This window comes from Amycolatopsis ponsaeliensis (assembly GCF_030182635.1).
In the GTDB taxonomy this organism is placed as follows: domain Bacteria; phylum Actinomycetota; class Actinomycetes; order Mycobacteriales; family Pseudonocardiaceae; genus Amycolatopsis; species Amycolatopsis ponsaeliensis.
The window spans coordinates 41887-58408 of sequence record NZ_JAPZLD010000053.1; the positions used below are offsets into that span (position 1 = coordinate 41887).

A 16522-nucleotide genomic window follows, 5' to 3' on the forward strand; every position below is an offset into this window, starting at 1 on the left:
ATGAGTAGTTTCATGTCACCTTAGGAATGAATGAAAACTTGTCAAGAGCGCTTGTTAAGGAAGGTGGCGATGACCGACACCAACCGCATCGAGATCAGCGGGACCGGGCTCCGCTGCGCCGACGTGGTGCGCGTGGCCCGGCGCAGCGCGTCGACGGAGCTCGGTGCCGACGCGGTGACGAGGGCGGAGTCGAGCTACCGGCTGGCCGTCGAGCTGGGTGCCAAGCGCGCGGTGTACGGCCGCACGACCGGGGTCGGCGCCAACCGGCACACCGTCGTCGACCCGGAGTCGGCCGACCACCACGGCCTGCGCCTGCTGCGCAGCCACGCGGGCGGGACCGGTGAGCCGCTGCCCGACGACGCCGTGCGCGCGGTGATGGCCATCCGCCTCAACCAGCTCGCCGCCGGCGGCAGCGGCGTGCACCCGCGGCTGCTGGAGGTGCTGCAGACGGCGTTGCGCGTCGGCGCGCTCCCGCACGTCCACTCGCGCGGCGCGATCGGCACCGGCGACCTCGCCCAGCTCGCGGAGATCGCCCTGACGCTGGCGGGGGAGCTGCCGTGGGCGGCGGGCGACCTCGACCCGGTGGCGATCAGCCCGGGCGACGCGCTCGCGTTCATCTCCAGCAACGCCGCCACCCTCGGCGAGGCGGTGCTCGCCTGGCACGACCTGAGCCGGCTGCTCGCCGCGAGCCACGTCGTCACGGCGTTGACGTTCTGCGCGCTCGGCGGCTCGGCCGAGGCGTACTCGGAGCGCGTCCACGCCGCGCGGCCGCACCCGGGCGCCGTCCGGTGCGCGGCGGAGCTGCGCCGCCTGCTCGCCGGCGTCGCGGAGGGGCGGCGACTGCAGGATCCGTTCGGGTTACGGGCGTTCCCGCAGGTGCAAGGACCGGCACTGGACGCCGCGGCCGCCGTCGAACGCGTGCTGGCCATCGACATCAACGCCGCCGCGGAGAACCCGCTGATCGACGTCGAGACCGAGCAGGCCTACCACCACGGCCAGTTCTCGACGGCTCACGTGGCGCTGGCGTTCGACCAGCTGCGCGCGGCACTGCACCACGTCGCGGAGCTGTCGACCGCGCGGCTGGGCGACCTCGTGGAGCCGGACCTGAGCGGGCTGCCGCCGTTCCTCGCGGAGGGGCCGGCGGGCAGCTCGGGGATCATGATCCTCGAGTACGTCGCGCACGACGCGCTGGGCACGCTGCGGCACGCGGCCTCGCCGGTCACCCTCGGCACGGCCGTGATCTCCCGCGGGCTGGAGGACCACGCGAGCTTCTCGACGCACGCCGTCCGCAGCACGGTAGTGGCCACGGCGGCCTACCGGACGGTGCTGGCGTGCGAACTGCTCGGCGCGGTGCGCGCGCTGCGGCTGGCCGGCGCGACGCTGCCGGACACGCCGCTGCGGGAAGCGTTCCGCCTCGCCGACGGCGGCCTCCCGCACATCCCGGAGGACCACCCGCTCAGCGCGGAGATCAACCAGGCCGAGCGCCTGCTGGACCGGCTCGCGGTGCTCTGACCGCTCGCCTGATGCCCCGGCGATCACGCGTGATGCCCGCCGGATCACGCGTGATGCCGTTCGGGACACGGGATTTGCTCAGAGGCCGCACGCCTTGGTCAGCGCGGTGACCTGTCCGGCCTTGCGCTGCACCCAGTTCGCGGGACTGGTGACGAGGTCGTCGACCGTGGTTTCGCGCAGCGTGGTGGCCAGGGAGTCGATCGCCTCGCCGGCGGTCGTGTTCCCGGCCCGCTGCGCGAGGTCGGTCAGCTCCCGGCCGGCCGCGTGCGCGCGGTCCGCCGCGGCCTGCGGGTCGGCGAGGTCCGGGGTGGCGGTGGCGATCCGCACCGCTTCGGTGCAGACGCTGACCGTCGTGGCGGCGGTGCCGACCTGGTCCGCGGTTTCGGCGGCCACGCCGCAGGAGGTGAGGGCCAGCAGGAGGCCGCCGCCGATGGCGGCCGTCGTGAGTCGTTTCATCGGACTTTCCCTTCTTCCGGAAGTGCGGTGCGGGTCTTGAGCAGGCTCGCGACGACCGCCGTCGCCAAGATCAGGCCCACCACGCCCAGCGAAAGCGCCGTCGGGATCTTCCAGATCTCCAGCAGCAGCATCTTCACGCCGACCCAGACCAGGACCAGCGCCAGGCCGAGCTTGAGGTACACGAACCGGTGCATGAGGTCGGCGAGCAGGAAGTACAGCGCGCGCAGGCCGAGGATCGCGAACGCGTTCGACGTGAACACCAGGAACGGCTCCTGCGTCACCGCGAAGATCGCCGGGATCGAGTCGACCGCGAAGACCACGTCGGTGACCTCGATCAGCACCAGCACCGCCAGCAACGGCGTCGCCACCCAGCGGCCCGCCTCGCGGACGAGGAACTTCTTGCCGTGGTGGACATCCGTCGACGGCACGACCCGGCGGAACACGCGCAGGACGACGTTCTGCTCGTAGTCCGCCGGTCCCGAGCGGTGCAGCGCCATCCGGATGCCCGTCAGGACGAGGAAAGCGCCGAACACGTAGAGGATCCAGGCGAAACTCGCGAGCAGCGCCGACCCCGCGGCGATGAACACCGCCCGGAACACCAGCGCCCCGATGACGCCGTAGAACAGGATGCGGTGCTGGTGTTCGCGAGGCACGGCGAAGTAGCCGAAGATGATCGCGAACACGAAGACGTTGTCGACGGCCAGGGACTTCTCGATCACGTAGCCGGCGAAGTACTGGCCCGCGAGCTCCGCGCCCCAGACCCACCAGACGATGGCGCCGAACGCGACGCCCAGCGCGACCCACACGCCGGACCACGTCAGCGCTTCGCGGACGCCGACGACGTGCGCCTTGCGGTGGGCGAACAGGTCGACCGCGAGCATCAGCAGGATGACGCCCAGCACGGCGGCCCAGGCCCAGATGGGGACGGTCACGGCACACTCCTCCGGTTCGGTGGCGAACCGGAGGTCTTCCCGGCCACCTCGCAAGGTGGCGCCGGCACCGGGTCTGCGCAGGGGCAGCCGGATTGACGATGCCGGACCGGGGCGGGTACTCCCCTCCGTCTCCTCCAGAATGACGAACTGTGCTTCGTCTGTCAAGTGTGGACGGCTAAGCTGTGCGCATGGCCACGTGGACGTTCCTGAGCAACCACGCACACGTTCTGCTGTGCCTGGCGGAGGATCCGGACCACCGGCTGCACGACATCGCCGAGCGCGTCGGCATCACCGAACGTGGCGTGCAGCTCATCCTGGCGGACCTGATCGCGGACGGCTACGTCGAACGCGAGCGCGTGGGCCGCCGCAACCACTACACGATCCACCCGGAAAGCCGCCTGCGTCACCCACTGGAGGCGCACCACCGGGTGGCGGAGCTGGTCGAGGCCCTCGGCCCGGTCCGGCGTCACCAGACGAACTGCTGACCGCCGTCGATGTCGTAGGTCGCGCCCGTGAGCGCCGTGTTCGTCATGAGGTGGACCGCCAGCGCGGCGACGTCCGCGGGACTCACCACGCGGCCGATCGGGAGCGTCGCCCGCAACTCGGCCCGGCGCTCCTCCAGCTTGTCGCCGAGCAGCGTCGCCGACAACGGCGTGTCGACGAACCCCGCGGCGATCAGGTTGACGCGCACCGGCGCCAGCTCCAGCGCCAGGGCCGCGGTGAACGGTGGCAGCGCGGCGGTCGCGGCCGGGACGATGCCGAGCCCGTGCCCGATGCGGCGGCCGCCGGTGCCGCCCATCAGCAGCAGCGAGCCACCCGGGCGCATCTTTCGGGGCGGCGTGGCGGGCGACCTCGAGCGCGACCGAGATGTGGCCGCCGAGCGCCGTGCGCACGTCGTCGGCGGTCATCTCCAGCAGCGGCCCGTAGTGCGGGCCGCCCGCGGTGATCAGGACGTGGTCGACCGTGCCGGGCAGGTCCGCGAAGAAGCTCGCCACCGCGGCCGCGTCGTGAGGCGTCGAACGCGGCCGTGCTCCGCGCACCCACGGCTTCCGCGGCCTGCGAGAGCTTGCCGGGGTCGCGGCCGGTGAGCACGACGTCGGCGCCCTCGGCGCGTGCCAGCCGTGCCGTCTCCAGGCCGATGCCCGCGCTGCCGCCGACCAGCACGACCGTCTGCCCGCTCAATCCGCTCATCCCTGCCACGGTAGCTCGCCACGGCGGCCGGTGACGTCATCCGTTCGCCGGACTTCCCTCGGGTGAACCGGCGCTAAGGACCCGTAAATTTCGGGGGAACCCTCGTGCGGCGCGGCGCGGAGAACGCGTCCGGCCGAAGTGGACCAGTAGGGTCCGGACCCGTGAAACAGGAGACCGTGCGGCCGGCGCTGGTGGTCGGCGCGCTCGGCGTCGTGTTCGGGGACATCGGCACCAGCCCGATCTACACGCTGCAGACCGTCTTCAGCCCCGGCGACCCGCACCCGGTCCCGGTGAGCGCGGACAACGTGTTCGGCGTGGTCTCGCTGATCTTCTGGTCGGTGCTGGTCATCGTGACCGTCACCTACGTGCTGCTGGCCATGCGCGCCGACAACGACGGCGAGGGCGGCATCATGGCCCTCATCACCCAGCTGCGGCGCGGGTCGCGAGGTGGCCGGACCGCGCTGGTGCTGGCCGGGCTCGGGATCTTCGGCGCCGCCCTGTTCTTCGGCGACAGCATGATCACCCCGGCGATTTCGGTGCTGTCCGCGGTCGAGGGCCTCAAGGTCGTCTCCGACGGCCTCGACGCCTGGATCGTGCCGATCACCGCCGTGATCATCATCGGGCTGTTCCTGGTGCAGCGGCGGGGCACCGCCGCGGTCGGCCGGGTGTTCGGGCCCGTGATGATCGCCTGGTTCGGGGTGATCGGCGCGTGCGGCGTGGCCGGGATCGCCGGGCACCCGGAGATCCTCAAGGCGCTCTCGCCGACGTACGCGATCGGGTTCATGGCCGGGCACTTCGACATCGCGTTCTTCGCGCTGGCCGCGGTCGTGCTGGCGGTCACCGGCGCCGAAGCGCTGTACGCCGACATGGGCCACTTCGGCCGGCGGGCCATCACCCGGGGCTGGCTGTTCCTCGTCCTGCCCGCGTGCGTCCTCAGCTACCTCGGGCAGGGTGCGCTGATCCTCGAGGACGGGGCGAACATCAGCAGCCCGTTCTTCCTGCTCGTGCCGAGCTGGGGCCGGCTGCCGATGGTGGTGCTGGCGACGGCGGCGACGGTGATCGCCTCCCAGGCGGTCATCACCGGCGCGTACTCGGTCGCCGCCCAGGCCGCCCAGCTGGGGTACCTGCCCCGGCTGCGGATCGCGCACACGTCGGAGACCGAGCGGGGCCAGATCTACGTCCCGTGGATCAACTGGCTGCTCATGGTTTCGGTGCTGACGCTCGTCTTCGCGTTCCGCAGCTCGACGGCGCTGGCGTTCGCGTTCGGCATGGCGGTGACCGGCACGATCACCATCACGACCCTGCTGTTCTTCTTCATCGCCCGGTCGAGGTGGGGGACCCCGCGCTGGCTGCTCGGCGCCGGCGCGGCCGTCCTGCTGACCGTGGACCTGCTGTTCGTCGCGGCCAACCTGACCAAGCTCGTGCACGGCGCGTGGCTCCCGCTGCTGATCGGCCTCACGGCGTTCACGATCATGACGACGTGGCAGCGCGGCCGCCGGATCGTCACCGCCGAGCGAGAACGCCGCGAGGGGCCGCTGCGCGAGTTCATCGACGAGCTGAGCGACCGGGAGACACCGACGCAGCGGGTCCCCGGCACGGCCGTGTTCCTCAACCGCGGCGGCCGCACGGCACCGCTGGCCCTGCGCGCCAACGCCGAGCACAACCACGTGCGGCACGAGCAGGTCGTGATCCTGTCGCTGGAGACCGAGCCGGTCCCGCGCGTGCCGGCCGAGGAGCGGGTGAGCGTCGAGGACCTGGGCCACGCCGACGACGGGATCGTGTTCGTCACCGCGCGCTACGGCTACATGGAGACCCCGGACGTCCCAGGCGCGCTGGCCCTGCTCGACCCAGCGCAGACCGAAGGGCGGCTGCGGCTGGACGAGGCGTCGTACTTCCTGTCCAAGATCGAGCTCCAGCGCGGCCCGGAGCCGACGATGGCGGGCTGGCGCAAGCGGCTGTTCATCGCGACGTCCTACATCACCGCGGACGCCGCGGAGTACTTCGGCCTGCCCCGGGACCGCACGGTGATCATGGGCTCCCACATCGACGTCTAGCCCGCGGTGAACCCTTTGGCCTCGAGGACCGGGGCGAGGCGGCTGACCTCGATCACCGACTTCCCGGCGCGGTACGCCGCGATGTACTCCGCTTCGGCCGCCTCACGGGCCTGCGAGGCCTCGATGACCTCGCCGAGCTCCTCCTGCCGGACCACGACCACCCCGTCGGCGTCGCCGCGGACGACGTCGCCCGGGCGGACCAGCTCGCCGCCGATCAGGACCGGCTCGGCCAGCGGGCCCACCGTCTCCTTGACCGTCCCCTTGATGGACACGCTGTAGGAGAACACCGGGAACCCGAGCGCCCGCAGCTCCGCCGTGTCCCGCACGCCGGTGTCGGTGACGAGGCCGGCGATGCCCTTGGCCAGGCAGGCGTTCGCCAGCACGTCGCCGAACGAGCCGGCTTCGGCGTACTCACCGGCGGAGACCACCACGACGTCGCCCGGCCGGGCGGAGGCGATCGCGACCTGCAGCATCAGGTTGTCGCGCGGGGCGCAGCGCACCGTGAACGCCGGGCCGCACAGCGACATCCGGTGGTCGACCGGCTTGATCGACGACGCCAGCGCCCCGCGGCGGCCCTGCGCTTCGTGGATCGTGGCCGCGGAATGCCGGCCCAGTTCCTTCACCAGGGCCGGGTCGGGACGGTCGAACTCGGTCATGACGGCTCCTGGGTGAGGGCGGCGCAGGCGCGCGCGATGCGGGTGCACGCTTCGGCGAGCACCTCGTCGGACGTGGCGAAGGAGATGCGGAAGTAGCCGGGCGATCCGTAGGCCTCGCCGTGGATCACGGCCACCTGCTCCGCTTCGAGCAGGTAGCGCGCGAAGTCCGCGTCAGTGCGGATCGCCGTGCCGTCCGGCGTGCGGTGCCCGAACGTGCCGGCGCAGTCGACGAAGAGGTAGAACCCGCCGTCGGGCGGTGTGCACGAGAGCAGTGGGACGGCGTCGATCAGCTTGGCCGTCCGGTCGCGCCGGGTCCGGTAGACCGCCACGGTCTCCTCGACGAAGTCCTGCGGCCCGTCGAGCGCCGCGACGGCCGCGGCCTGGGAGATCGACGACGGGCACGACGAGATCTGGGACTGCAGCTTGTTGATCGCCGCGACGACGTCGGGCGCGCCGGCGCCGTAGCCGATGCGCCAGCCCGTCATCGCGTACGTCTTCGAGACGCCGTTGGTGATCAGGACGCGGTCCGCGAGCCGCGGCTCCACCTGCGTGAGGGTGGCCGCCGTCCCCGGCTCGTACCGGATCTCGTCGTAGATCTCGTCGGTCAGCACCCGGACGTGCGGGTGGTCCAGGAGGACCTCGGCCAGCGAGCCCAGCTCCGCGTGCGTGTAGCTCGCCCCGGTGGGGTTTCCCGGGGTGTTGAGGACCAGCCAGCCCGTCCGCGGGGTGATCGCGGCACGCAACGCGTCGGCGGTCAGCTTGAAGCCCCGCTCGGCCGGGCAGGCGACGACGACCGGGGTGCCGTCGTTGGCCAGCACCATGTCCGGGTAGGACACCCAGTACGGCGCCGGGACGATCACCTCGTCGCCGCGGTCCACCGTGGCCGTCAGCGCGAGGAAGATGACCTGCTTCGCGCCGCCGCCCACGGCGATCCGGTCGAGCGGGACGTCGAGGCCGTGCCGCCGGGCGAGCTTCGCGGCGATCGCGCGCCGCAGTTCCGGCGTGCCGTTCACGGGCGTGTACTTCGTGTCGCCCCGCCGGATCGCTTCCACCGCTGCGGTTTTCACGTGTTCGGGGGTGTCGAAGTCCGGTTCGCCGACGGTCAGGTCGACGATCCGCACGCCGTCCGACCGCAGTTCCCGGACCCGCTGCGCGGCCGCGGTGCTGGGTGAGGGCTGGATGCGGGTGACGCGCTGGGCGAGGGTCATGCGTCGCTCCGCCGTTCGAACTCCAGCCCGCCCGGTACCTGGAAGGTCGGCAGGATCTCGATGTGGCCGATGTTGACGTGCCGCGGCGAGTCGACGGCGAACTCGATGGCGTCGGCGATGTCCTCGGGCTTGAGGGATTCGTAGCCGTCGTAGAACTCGCGCTGCGCCGCGTCCATGTCGCCGAGCAGCCTGCCGAAGATCTCGGTCTCGACGCGGCCCGGGCAGATCTCGGTGACGCGTACCCGCTTGCCGAACCCGTCCACCCGCAGCTGCCGGGAGATCGTGTGCACCGCCGCCTTCGTCGCGTGGTAGACGGTGTTGCCGCCGAAGTTGTAGACCCCGGCGATCGAGCTGATGTTGACGATGTGGCCCCGGTCGCGTTCCACCATGCCCGGCATGAGCAGCCGCACCAGGTGCAGCACGGCCCGGACGTTGACCGCGACGAGCTCGTCGACGCCGAACTCGTCGACGGTCAGGATGTTGCCGGTCCTCGACACCCCGGCGTTGTTGACGAGGACGTCGATCTCGAGGCCCCGCGTCAGCTCGGTCAGCGCGGCGGTGTCGGTGAGGTCCAGCGCGTGCGGGATGCAGCCGGTGCGCTCGGCCAGCTCGTTCAGGCGCTCGGTGTCGCGGGCGACGGCGTGGACCCGCAGGCCCTGTTTCGCCAGGCGCTCGACGACCGTGGCGCCGATCCCGGTCGAGGCGCCGGTGACCAGCGCGGTGGAATAGTCGGAAAAGGGCATGGGAGTCCTCCGGAATCGGTGGGGGGCGGGAACCGGGATCAGGCGTCGCGCAGCGGGACGTGCGCGCGGTCCTGCACCCGCGAGACGGCGATCAGCGTGCCGAGCGCGGTGAGCACGGCGTAGAACGCGGGCACGTAGACGTTGTGCGTCTGGGCGATGAGGTAGGTCATCAGCAGGGGAGCGGTGCCGCCGAACAGCGCGGAGGAGATGTTGTAGCCCAGGCCGTAGGCGGAGTACCGGACACGGGTGGGGAACAGCTCGACCAGCAGGATGTGGATGACGCCGGTGTGGCCGGCGAAGATCACGGCCATCACGCAGGCGCCGAGGATCGCGAGCCCGACCGAACCGGTGGCGATCAGCGCGTAGCACGGGATACCGGCGACGATCATCGCGGCGGCCGCGCCGAGCAGGACCTTCTTGCGCCCGACGCGGTCGGACAGCTTGCCCATGAAGGGGATGGCGACGGAGATCGCGACCAGGCTCGACGCCGTGACCAGCAGGCCCGAAACCGTGCCGAACTTCAGGTTCTTGCTCATGAAGGTCGGCATGAAGGTGAACAGGACGTAGTAGCCGGAGCCGTTCATCAGCGGGATGAACAGCGCGAGCAGCATCGCGCGCCGGTGCTCGGGGGAGGAGAACGCCTCCTTGAGCGGGTTGGCCGACAGACCGCCCTCCTCCTTGAGGCGGGTGAACCGCGGGGTGTCGCTGATCCGCCGCCGGATGTAGATGCCGGTGAGGCCCAGCGGTACGGCCAGCAGGAACGGGATGCGCCAGCCGAAGTCGTGCATCCGCTGCGCGCCAAGGCCGCTGGTCATCGCGGCCGCGATCAGCGTGCCGGTCAGCAGCGAGAGGAACGACGCGATCTGCGCGAAGCTCGTGTAGAGACCTCGCTTGCCTTCCGGCGCGTGCTCGGCGAGGAACGTCATCGCCCCGGCGGCCTCGCCGCCGACCGAGAAGCCCTGCAGCACCCGCAGCAGAAGCAGCAGGATCGGGGCGGCCACGCCGATCGCGGCGTAGCTCGGCAGGACGCCGATCGCCGCGGTGGCCACGCTGATCAGCAGGATGACGAACACCAGCATCCGCTGGCGGCCGATGCGGTCGCCGAGCTGGCCGCAGATGATGCCGCCGAGCGGCCGGAAGAAGAACGACACGGCGTAGCCGATGAACACCAGCATGACGGCGTTCTGCGAGTCCGGGAAGAAGACCGTGGCCAGGGTCGCGGCCATGAAGCCGAAGATGCCGTTGTCGTAGAGCTCGGCGAAGATGCCGACGCAGCCGGCCGCGGTGATGCGGCGCGCGGTCCTGGCGTCGACGACGGGGGAGTCGGAGTGTGCGGCCACGGTACTCATCATGGTCTCCTCAGTGGGCGGGGACGGGGATGCGGAGGGCGTGGAACACTGTGGACACTCGACGGTGGAGTGCCCGGATGGCGTGGTGCTGGGAAATCCGCGCGGAGACGGCATCTTCGACGGTGCGGCGCCGGAACCGGACGGTCTGCCCGGGCCGGGCCTGGCCGAGGGCGGACAGGCCGGTGGTGGTGACGACCGCGAGCACGGGGTAGCCGGCGGTGACCCCGCGGCCGCGGTGCAGGACGAGCAGCTCGTCGCCGGCGGGGACCTCGACGGCGCCGACCGGCACGCCGCGGGAGAGGACCTCGCCGGTGGTCTCCCGGCGGGGGACCGGGCCGGCCAGGCGCAGGCCGACGTGGTTGCTGCGGGCGGTGACGGTGAACGGCTCGGCGTACAGCCGTCCGGTACTGGCCCCGAAGTCGGCGACGTCGGGACCGTCGGTGACGTCGACGGTCCACGGCTCGCCGAACCGCGGCACCGGTGGGCGCAGGCGGAACACCGGGTGCCGGAACACGGGGTGCTCCAGCGGCGGGAGCCGGGCGGTCAGGGCGAGTTCGTCGCCCTCGTGGAGCCGGCGGCCGAACCCGAGGATCGTGTCCGGGGCACAGCTGCCGAGCAGGTAGGTCGCGGTCACGGCGCCGTGCACGGCGAGGTAGACGCGCAGGCCGTCGCGGATGCCCTCGATCCGGAGGGTCTGTCCGGCGTGGACGGTGAACGGCTCCCACCGGGCTCGCCGCGAACCGTCCACGGTCACCTCGGCGGGTGCGCCGGTGACGGCCACGAGCACGTCGGCCGAAGCGGTGCAGCCGAAGTCGAGCGCGGTGATCTCGACCAGCGGCGCGTTCTCGGCGTTGCCGACGAGCACGTTGGCGACGCGGGCCGAGTACTGGTCGAGCGCGCCGTTGACCGGCAGTCCCGACCGGGACCGGCCGAACCGGCCCAGGTCCTGGACGACGGCGTGGCCCGCCCGCGTGACGGTGAGGGTGTCAGGCATCGACGGCCTCCAGCGGCCGCCCGGCGTACCGGGACCACTCGGTGGCGTCGATCGGGACGAACCGGAAGCGGTCGCCCGGCCGGTAGGCGGTCAGGCGGTCGGCGCCGAGGTCCAGCACCCGCAGCGGGGTGCGGCCGAGCAGCGGCCAGCCGCCGGGGGAGGGCAGCGGGCAGATCACGGCCTGGCGCCCGGCGACCGCGACCGAGCCGGCGGGCACGCTCGTGCGCGGGGAAGCCAGGCGGGGCACGGGTTTGCCGAAGGCCGGACCGTCCATCATGGGCGCTCCGACCGGCGCGCCGAGGCAGCGGACCACCAGATCTTCGCCGCTGTGCGCGTCGATCACGTCCTGTTCGGACAGTCCGAGCCGCTCCGCGACGATCGCCAGGTCGGGGCCGTGGTCGCCGCCGTAGACCACCGGCACGACGAACCGGGCGGGTGCCGCGAGCCGGGACCGCGCCGCCCCGGCCGCCTGGGCGATGGCCCGGCGGACGACGACGTGGCCGACGCGGACGCAGTCGAACTCGACGAGCAGGGTGTCGTAGGTGGGGACGAGGCCGTGGACGCCGTCGATGCCGGCCGTCTCGAGGGCGTCGGCGAGGGCGTGCACCGTTTCCCACCGGTGCGCCTCGTCGCCGTGCGAAGCCGTCACCATGACGGCGGAGTCGCCGGCGTCCCGGATGCGCAGGCCGTGGTCCACCTCAGCCGCCCAGGGTTTCGACGGTGACGCCGGCGGCGCGCAGGTCGTCGCGCACCCGGCGCGCGACGGCGACGGAGCCCGGGGTGTCGCCGTGCAGGAGGACGGTGTCGCAGGCGACCTTCAGCTCCGAGCCGCCGACGGTTTCCAGGACTCCTTCGGTGACCAGCCGGACGGCGCGGGCCGCGATCTCCGCCGGCTCGTGCAGGACTGCGCCCGGCTCACCGCGGGGCACCAGGGTTCCGTCGTCGCGGTAGGCGCGGTCCGCGATCCCGACGATCGCGACCCGCAGGCCGCGCGCGCGGGCCGCGTCGGCGAGTTCGCCGTCCTGGGCCAGCACGATCAGGCCCGGGTCCAGCGAGACGACGGCTTCGGCGACGGCCGCCGCGTAGTCCGCGCGCGTGGCGACCAGGTTGCCGAGCCTGCCGTGCGGCGCGACGTGCGCCACCCGGGTGCCGTGCGCGGCGGCGAACGCCCGCAGCGCGCCGACCTGGTAGAGCACGGCGGTGCGCACCTCGTCCGCGGTGAGGTCCATGGCTCGCCGGCCGAACCCGGCCAGGTCGGGGAAGCCCGGGTGGGCGCCGACCCCGACGTCCCGCGCCACGCACCGGCGGACCGTCGTGTCCATGATGGACGGGTCGCCGGCGTGGAAGCCGCAAGCGATGTTGGCGGAGCTGACGATGTCGAGCAGTGCCTCGTCGTCGCCGAGGGTGTAGGCGCCGAAACCCTCGCCGAGATCGGCGACGAGATCGATTTTCGCGGTCATGAAGAGCCTCCGGAAAGCACGGGAGAGCCTCGGCCCGGAAGCATTTCGGGCCGCCGGTGAAAGCGCGTTTCGGTGACGGTAATCCCCGGTCGGGAGGGCGGCAAATACCCGTTCCGGCTGACGTGATCGCGGTTCGCTATGACCCCGGCCCCGTACGATGACGCTCGGCTCGCACCGGGAGGAACACTGTGGACACCAGGCGCCTGTACTCGTTCGTCAAGATCGTCGACGCGGGGAGCATCACCCGCGCGGCGGCGATCCTGCACATCGCGCAGCCGGCGCTCAGCCAGCAGGTGTCGACGCTCGAGACGGAGTTCGCGCAGCGGCTGCTGATCCGCAGCAAGCGCGGAGTGGTGCCGACCGAGGCGGGCCGTGCGCTGTACCGGCACGCGCAGCTCATCCTGCGCCAGGTCGAGCAGGCCCACGCGGCGGTGGACGTCGGCGGCCGCGCGCCGGCCGGCAGCGTGTCGGTCGGCCTGGCCCCCTACAGCACCGGCGCCGCGCTGGCACTGCCGCTGCTGCGCGCGGTGCGGGAGCGCTATCCCGAGATCGTCCTGCACATCAACGAAAACTTCGGCGGCGTGATCAGCGAAGCCATCATGACCGGCCGGATGGACATGGCGTTCATCTACGGCGCGGGCCCGATCCGCGGCGTTCAGTTCGAGCCGATGCGCACCGAGGACCTGCTGCTGATCTCGGCGGGCACCGGGCCGGCAGCGGGGGAGGAGGTCACGGTGGAAGAGCTCGCCGAGGTGGACCTGCTGCTGCCGAGCCGGATCCACACCATCCGCCAGGTCGTCGACGCCGCGTTCGCGCAGGCGTCGCTCGCCCCGCGCGTGGTCGGCGAGATCGAATCGGCGCTGACCCTGGTCAACGCCGTGACGGCGGACCTGGGCGCGACCGTGCTGCCCTGGTCGGCGGCGCGCGCGATCCTCGACGTCAGCGGTCTGGTCGTCCGGCGCATCGCCCCGGCGATCGAGGTCCAGCTCTCGCTGTGCACGTCCGACCACCAGCCGCTGTCGGAGCCGGCCCTGGTCGTCCACGACCTCTTCCATGAACTGATCACCGCGTTCGACGAAGAAGAACAGCGATAAGGCGAACGCATCACGCCACCGTAAATCGCTATTTGTCGGCCCGGCACCGCGCTGCCTAATGTTTTCCGGAGATCGGATTCCCGGCCCGAGGAGCGAATGTGAAGCAGCGTGTGCTCAGCACCCGAGGGGATCTTCCCGGCACCGGCCTCGGCCGGCTCGGCGCCCACGTGGACCTGGTCCGCTGGACCGGCGCCGGCCGTCCCCAGCCGGGCGACCTCGCCCGGCTGGCCCCCGGGGTGGCCGGCATCCTGTGCCTGGGCAACGACCACGTCGACGCGGCCCTGCTCGACGCCGCGGGTCCCGCGTTGCGCGTGGTGAGCCTGGCCAGCATGGGCTATGACGCGGTCGACCAGGCCGCCGCCCGCGAGCGCGGCGTCGTCGTCACGCACACCCCGGGCGTGCTGGCCGAAACGACCGCCGACCTGGCGTTCGCGCTCGTCCTGCAAGCGCGCCGCCGGCTGGGCCCGGCCCGCGACAGCCTCACTTCCGGCGGGTGGACCCACTTCGCGATGGACGGCTACCTCGGCCTGGACGTCCACGGCGCGACGCTCGGCCTGGTCGGGTACGGGCAGATCGGCCGCGCGATGGCGCGTCGCGCCGCCGGGTTCGGCATGCGCGTGCTGCACCACGACCCGGCCGCCCCGGACAGCGTCCCCCTGCCGGCGCTGCTGGCGGAGTCCGACGTCGTCTCCCTGCACGTGCCGCTGACCCCGGCCACCCGGCACCTCATCGGCGCCGCCGAGCTGCGGACCATGAAACCGACGGCCACGCTGGTGAACACCTCCCGCGGCGGCGTCGTCGACGAAGCCGCGCTGCTGGCGGCGCTGCGCTCCGGCGTTCTCCACTCGGCCGGGCTCGACGTCTTCGAGCGCGAACCCCTTGGCGCCGACGTGGCCGACCTCGTCGCGGCCGACCGGCTCGTCGCGCTGCCGCACGTCGGGTCGGCCACCGAGGCGACTCGCGCGGCGATGGTCGACCTGGCCGTCGACAACCTCCTCGACGTCCTCGCCGGGCGGCCCGCCCGCACCCCGATCCCCGAGGCGGTGCCCGCGTGACGAGCCATCCGCTGTTCGACATCGCCGGCCGCGTCGCGCTCGTGACGGGCTCCAGCCGCGGAATCGGCTTCGCACTGGCGCGCGGGCTCCTGGAAGCGGGCTGCGTGGTCGTCCTCAACGGCCGTGACCGCACCGCGCTGGAGCGCGCCGAGAAGGAGCTGTCCGACGTCGGGACGGTCCTTTCCGCACCGTTCGACGTCACCGAACCGGCCGCGGTGGCCGAGGGCATCGCCCGCGTCGAGGACCGGGCCGGGCCGCTCGACATCCTGGTGAACAACACCGGGGCCCAGCACCGGGCGCCGTTCACCGAGTTCTCCGACGCGGACTGGTACCGGCTGCTCGACACGAACCTCAGCAGCGCGTTCCTGGTCGGGCGTGAGGTCGCCCGCCGGATGCAGCCCCGCGGCCGCGGGAAGATCGTCAACATCTGTTCGGTGCAGAGCGAAACCGTCCGCCCGGGCATCGCGCCGTACGCCGCGACCAAGGGCGGGCTGAAGCTGCTGACCAAGGGGATGTGTGCCGACCTCGGGCCGGCCGGCATCCAGGTCAACGGCCTGGCGCCCGGGTACTTCGAGACCGAGCTGACGGCCGCGCTGGTCGCCGACGAGGAGTTCAGCGCCTGGGTGCGCGGCCGCACGCCGGCCGGGCGCTGGGGTCGCGTCGAAGACCTCGTCGGCGCGCTCGTCTTCCTTTCGTCCGACGCGTCCGCGTTCGTCAACGGGCAGCTGCTGTACGTCGACGGCGGCATGCTCTCGGTGCTCTGAGGTGGGTTCGATGACTTCTTCTTCGACAGCGTGCGTCGTGCACGGAGCGGGCGATCTGCGGATCGAGGACCGCGTCCCGGCCGAGCCCGGTCCGGGTGAGGTGGCGGTCGCGGTCGCGTACGGCGGGATCTGCGGGTCCGACCTGCACTACTACCACCGCGGCGCGGTCGGCGACTTCACCGTGCGCGAGCCGATGGTGCTCGGGCACGAGGTGGTCGGCCACGTCGCGGCCCTCGGGCCCGGGGTGACCGGCCCGGCGGAAGGGGACCCGGTGGCGGTCCACCCGGCGACGCCCTGCGGCGAGTGCCGAGAGTGCCGGGAAGGCCACCGGAACGTCTGCGCCCGGTCCCGCTACCTCGGCAGCGCGGCGCGCACCCCGCACGTCCAGGGCGGGTTCACGCGGCGGCTCGTGGTGCCCGCCGGCCAGGTCCGCGTCCTTCCCGCCGGGCTCTCCCTCGATCGGGCCGTGCTGGCCGAGCCGTTGTCGGTGGCGCTGCACGCGGTCCGCCGGGCGGGGGACGTCCGTGGCAAGCGGGTCCTCGTCACCGGCGCCGGGCCGATCGGCTGCCTGGTCGTGGCCGCCTTGCGGCACGCGGGCGCGGCGGAGGTCGTCGTGAGCGACCTGCTTCCGCAGCCGCTGAAGGTCGCCGAGCTGGTCGGCGCGACGTCGACGGTGCCCGCCGACCGTCCGGACGACCCGGCCTGGCCGGCGGACGCCGACGTGGCGATCGAGGCGTCCGGCGCCCCGGCGGGCCTCGCGACCTGCGTGGCCCGGATCCGCCGTGGTGGCACGGTCGTCCTGCTCGGGCTGCTCCCGACCGGCGAGACGGGCTTCCCGGGCAACGTCGTGGTGACGCGCGAGATCACGCTGACCGGCGCGTTCCGCTTCGACACCGAGTTCGACGACGCCCTCACGCTGCTGGCCGGCGGCTTGCCGGTGGACCCGGTGGTCACCCACCGGTTCCCGGTCGCCGAAGCGGTCGCGGCCTTCGACGTCGCCGGCGACCGCGCGGTGGCCTCGAAGGTGCTGATCGACTTCACCGGTGAGTAGCGC

The 16522-nt window shown here is 72.4% G+C and carries 18 protein-coding genes; 7 read left to right on the forward strand and 11 right to left on the reverse strand.

Going from position 1 to position 16522, the window contains the following annotated elements; genetic code table 11:
- Positions 1-69 precede the first annotated feature (69 nt).
- On the forward strand, positions 70-1512 hold the full coding sequence (locus QQ657_RS47290) for an aromatic amino acid ammonia-lyase (protein ID WP_284748977.1): 1443 nt from the start codon (positions 70-72) through the stop codon (positions 1510-1512).
- 78 nt (positions 1513-1590) lie between these two features.
- Here the strand turns inward: QQ657_RS47290 and QQ657_RS47295 are convergent, their stop codons facing one another.
- Together QQ657_RS47295 and QQ657_RS47300 are read right to left on the reverse strand one after the other, a co-directional pair.
- Positions 1591-1968, reverse strand: a complete 378-nt coding sequence (locus QQ657_RS47295; protein WP_284748978.1) for a bacteriophage spanin2 family protein — start codon at positions 1966-1968, stop codon at positions 1591-1593.
- The gene (locus tag QQ657_RS47300; protein ID WP_284748979.1) at positions 1965-2900 is read right to left on the reverse strand and encodes a TerC family protein; all 936 of its coding nucleotides are present in this window, start codon (positions 2898-2900) and stop codon (positions 1965-1967) included. Before QQ657_RS47300 ends, QQ657_RS47295 begins: the two co-directional genes overlap by 4 nt.
- 188 nt (positions 2901-3088) lie before the next feature.
- Between QQ657_RS47300 and QQ657_RS47305 the strand changes: the two genes are divergently transcribed.
- Positions 3089-3385, forward strand: coding sequence for a helix-turn-helix transcriptional regulator (locus QQ657_RS47305; RefSeq protein WP_284748980.1), 297 nt, complete (start codon positions 3089-3091; stop codon positions 3383-3385).
- Here the strand turns inward: QQ657_RS47305 and QQ657_RS47310 are convergent.
- Positions 3367-3726, reverse strand: coding sequence for an SDR family oxidoreductase (locus QQ657_RS47310; protein WP_284748981.1), 360 nt, complete (start codon positions 3724-3726; stop codon positions 3367-3369). The genes QQ657_RS47305 and QQ657_RS47310 overlap by 19 nt on opposite strands.
- Positions 3699-4091: an SDR family NAD(P)-dependent oxidoreductase gene (locus QQ657_RS47315; protein ID WP_284748982.1), complete on the reverse strand. Its 393-nt coding sequence runs from the start codon at positions 4089-4091 to the stop codon at positions 3699-3701. The genes QQ657_RS47310 and QQ657_RS47315 overlap by 28 nt, the downstream gene beginning before the upstream one ends.
- A 161-nt stretch (positions 4092-4252) precedes the next feature.
- On the opposite strand from QQ657_RS47315, the gene QQ657_RS47320 reads away from it, so the two are divergent.
- The gene (locus QQ657_RS47320; RefSeq protein ID WP_284748983.1) at positions 4253-6145 is read left to right on the forward strand and encodes a potassium transporter Kup; all 1893 of its coding nucleotides are present in this window, start codon (positions 4253-4255) and stop codon (positions 6143-6145) included.
- Here QQ657_RS47320 and QQ657_RS47325 read toward each other — a convergent pair.
- The 7 genes from QQ657_RS47325 to QQ657_RS47355 are packed head-to-tail and all read right to left on the reverse strand — an operon-like array spanning position 6142 to position 12555.
- Positions 6142-6801 (reverse strand): 4-carboxy-4-hydroxy-2-oxoadipate aldolase/oxaloacetate decarboxylase, encoded by a 660-nt coding sequence (locus QQ657_RS47325; protein ID WP_284748984.1) that lies wholly within the window; start codon positions 6799-6801, stop codon positions 6142-6144. The two genes, QQ657_RS47320 and QQ657_RS47325, sit on opposite strands and share 4 nt — an antisense overlap.
- Positions 6798-8009 (reverse strand): aspartate transaminase, encoded by a 1212-nt coding sequence (locus QQ657_RS47330; RefSeq protein ID WP_284748985.1) that lies wholly within the window; start codon positions 8007-8009, stop codon positions 6798-6800. Before QQ657_RS47330 ends, QQ657_RS47325 begins: the two co-directional genes overlap by 4 nt.
- A complete protein-coding gene (locus QQ657_RS47335; protein WP_284748986.1) occupies positions 8006-8752 on the reverse strand; it encodes an SDR family oxidoreductase in 747 nt (248 codons plus the stop codon). The genes QQ657_RS47330 and QQ657_RS47335 overlap by 4 nt, the downstream gene beginning before the upstream one ends.
- A gap of 38 nt (positions 8753-8790) precedes the next feature.
- Positions 8791-10092, reverse strand: a complete 1302-nt coding sequence (locus QQ657_RS47340; RefSeq protein WP_284748987.1) for an MFS transporter — start codon at positions 10090-10092, stop codon at positions 8791-8793.
- A 19-nt stretch (positions 10093-10111) separates the two neighbouring features.
- Positions 10112-11095 carry a 5-oxoprolinase subunit C family protein gene (locus QQ657_RS47345; RefSeq protein WP_284748988.1) on the reverse strand — a complete coding sequence of 328 codons (984 nt, stop codon included), beginning with the start codon at positions 11093-11095 and terminating at the stop codon, positions 10112-10114.
- Complete coding sequence (locus QQ657_RS47350; RefSeq protein ID WP_284748989.1) at positions 11088-11792, reverse strand: 5-oxoprolinase subunit B family protein; 705 nt, start codon at positions 11790-11792, stop codon at positions 11088-11090. The genes QQ657_RS47345 and QQ657_RS47350 overlap by 8 nt, the downstream gene beginning before the upstream one ends.
- A gap of 1 nt (position 11793) precedes the next feature.
- Positions 11794-12555: a LamB/YcsF family protein gene (locus QQ657_RS47355; protein WP_284748990.1), complete on the reverse strand. Its 762-nt coding sequence runs from the start codon at positions 12553-12555 to the stop codon at positions 11794-11796.
- 188 nt (positions 12556-12743) lie between these two features.
- On the opposite strand from QQ657_RS47355, the gene nac reads away from it, so the two are divergent.
- The 4 genes from nac to QQ657_RS47375 all read left to right on the forward strand — a co-directional run bounded on the left by nac (position 12744) and on the right by QQ657_RS47375 (position 16519).
- Positions 12744-13649: a nitrogen assimilation transcriptional regulator NAC gene (nac, locus tag QQ657_RS47360; RefSeq protein ID WP_284748991.1), complete on the forward strand. Its 906-nt coding sequence runs from the start codon at positions 12744-12746 to the stop codon at positions 13647-13649.
- Positions 13650-13747: 98 nt separating this feature from the next.
- The gene (locus QQ657_RS47365; RefSeq protein ID WP_284748992.1) at positions 13748-14704 is read left to right on the forward strand and encodes a 2-hydroxyacid dehydrogenase; all 957 of its coding nucleotides are present in this window, start codon (positions 13748-13750) and stop codon (positions 14702-14704) included.
- Positions 14701-15468, forward strand: coding sequence for an SDR family oxidoreductase (locus QQ657_RS47370; protein WP_284748993.1), 768 nt, complete (start codon positions 14701-14703; stop codon positions 15466-15468). The genes QQ657_RS47365 and QQ657_RS47370 overlap by 4 nt, the downstream gene beginning before the upstream one ends.
- Before the next feature lie 10 nt (positions 15469-15478).
- Entirely contained in the window at positions 15479-16519 is a 1041-nt protein-coding gene (locus QQ657_RS47375; protein WP_284748994.1) for an L-idonate 5-dehydrogenase, read from the forward strand.
- The last annotated feature ends 3 nt before the right edge of the window (positions 16520-16522 follow it).

What these genes read in the sequence shown, in the direction of transcription:
- QQ657_RS47290 (WP_284748977.1), top strand. Translation starts at nt 70, where the DNA reads ATGACCGACACCAACCGCATCGAGATCAGCGGGACCGGGCTCCGCTGC.
- QQ657_RS47295 (WP_284748978.1), bottom strand. Translation starts at nt 1,968, where the DNA reads ATGAAACGACTCACGACGGCCGCCATCGGCGGCGGCCTCCTGCTGGCC.
- QQ657_RS47305 (WP_284748980.1), top strand. Translation starts at nt 3,089, where the DNA reads ATGGCCACGTGGACGTTCCTGAGCAACCACGCACACGTTCTGCTGTGC.
- QQ657_RS47310 (WP_284748981.1), bottom strand. Translation starts at nt 3,726, where the DNA reads ATGCGCCCGGGTGGCTCGCTGCTGCTGATGGGCGGCACCGGCGGCCGC.
- QQ657_RS47315 (WP_284748982.1), bottom strand. Translation starts at nt 4,091, where the DNA reads ATGAGCGGATTGAGCGGGCAGACGGTCGTGCTGGTCGGCGGCAGCGCG.
- QQ657_RS47325 (WP_284748984.1), bottom strand. Translation starts at nt 6,801, where the DNA reads ATGACCGAGTTCGACCGTCCCGACCCGGCCCTGGTGAAGGAACTGGGC.
- QQ657_RS47330 (WP_284748985.1), bottom strand. Translation starts at nt 8,009, where the DNA reads ATGACCCTCGCCCAGCGCGTCACCCGCATCCAGCCCTCACCCAGCACC.
- QQ657_RS47335 (WP_284748986.1), bottom strand. Translation starts at nt 8,752, where the DNA reads ATGCCCTTTTCCGACTATTCCACCGCGCTGGTCACCGGCGCCTCGACC.
- QQ657_RS47345 (WP_284748988.1), bottom strand. Translation starts at nt 11,095, where the DNA reads ATGCCTGACACCCTCACCGTCACGCGGGCGGGCCACGCCGTCGTCCAG.
- QQ657_RS47355 (WP_284748990.1), bottom strand. Translation starts at nt 12,555, where the DNA reads ATGACCGCGAAAATCGATCTCGTCGCCGATCTCGGCGAGGGTTTCGGC.
- QQ657_RS47375 (WP_284748994.1), top strand. Translation starts at nt 15,479, where the DNA reads ATGACTTCTTCTTCGACAGCGTGCGTCGTGCACGGAGCGGGCGATCTG.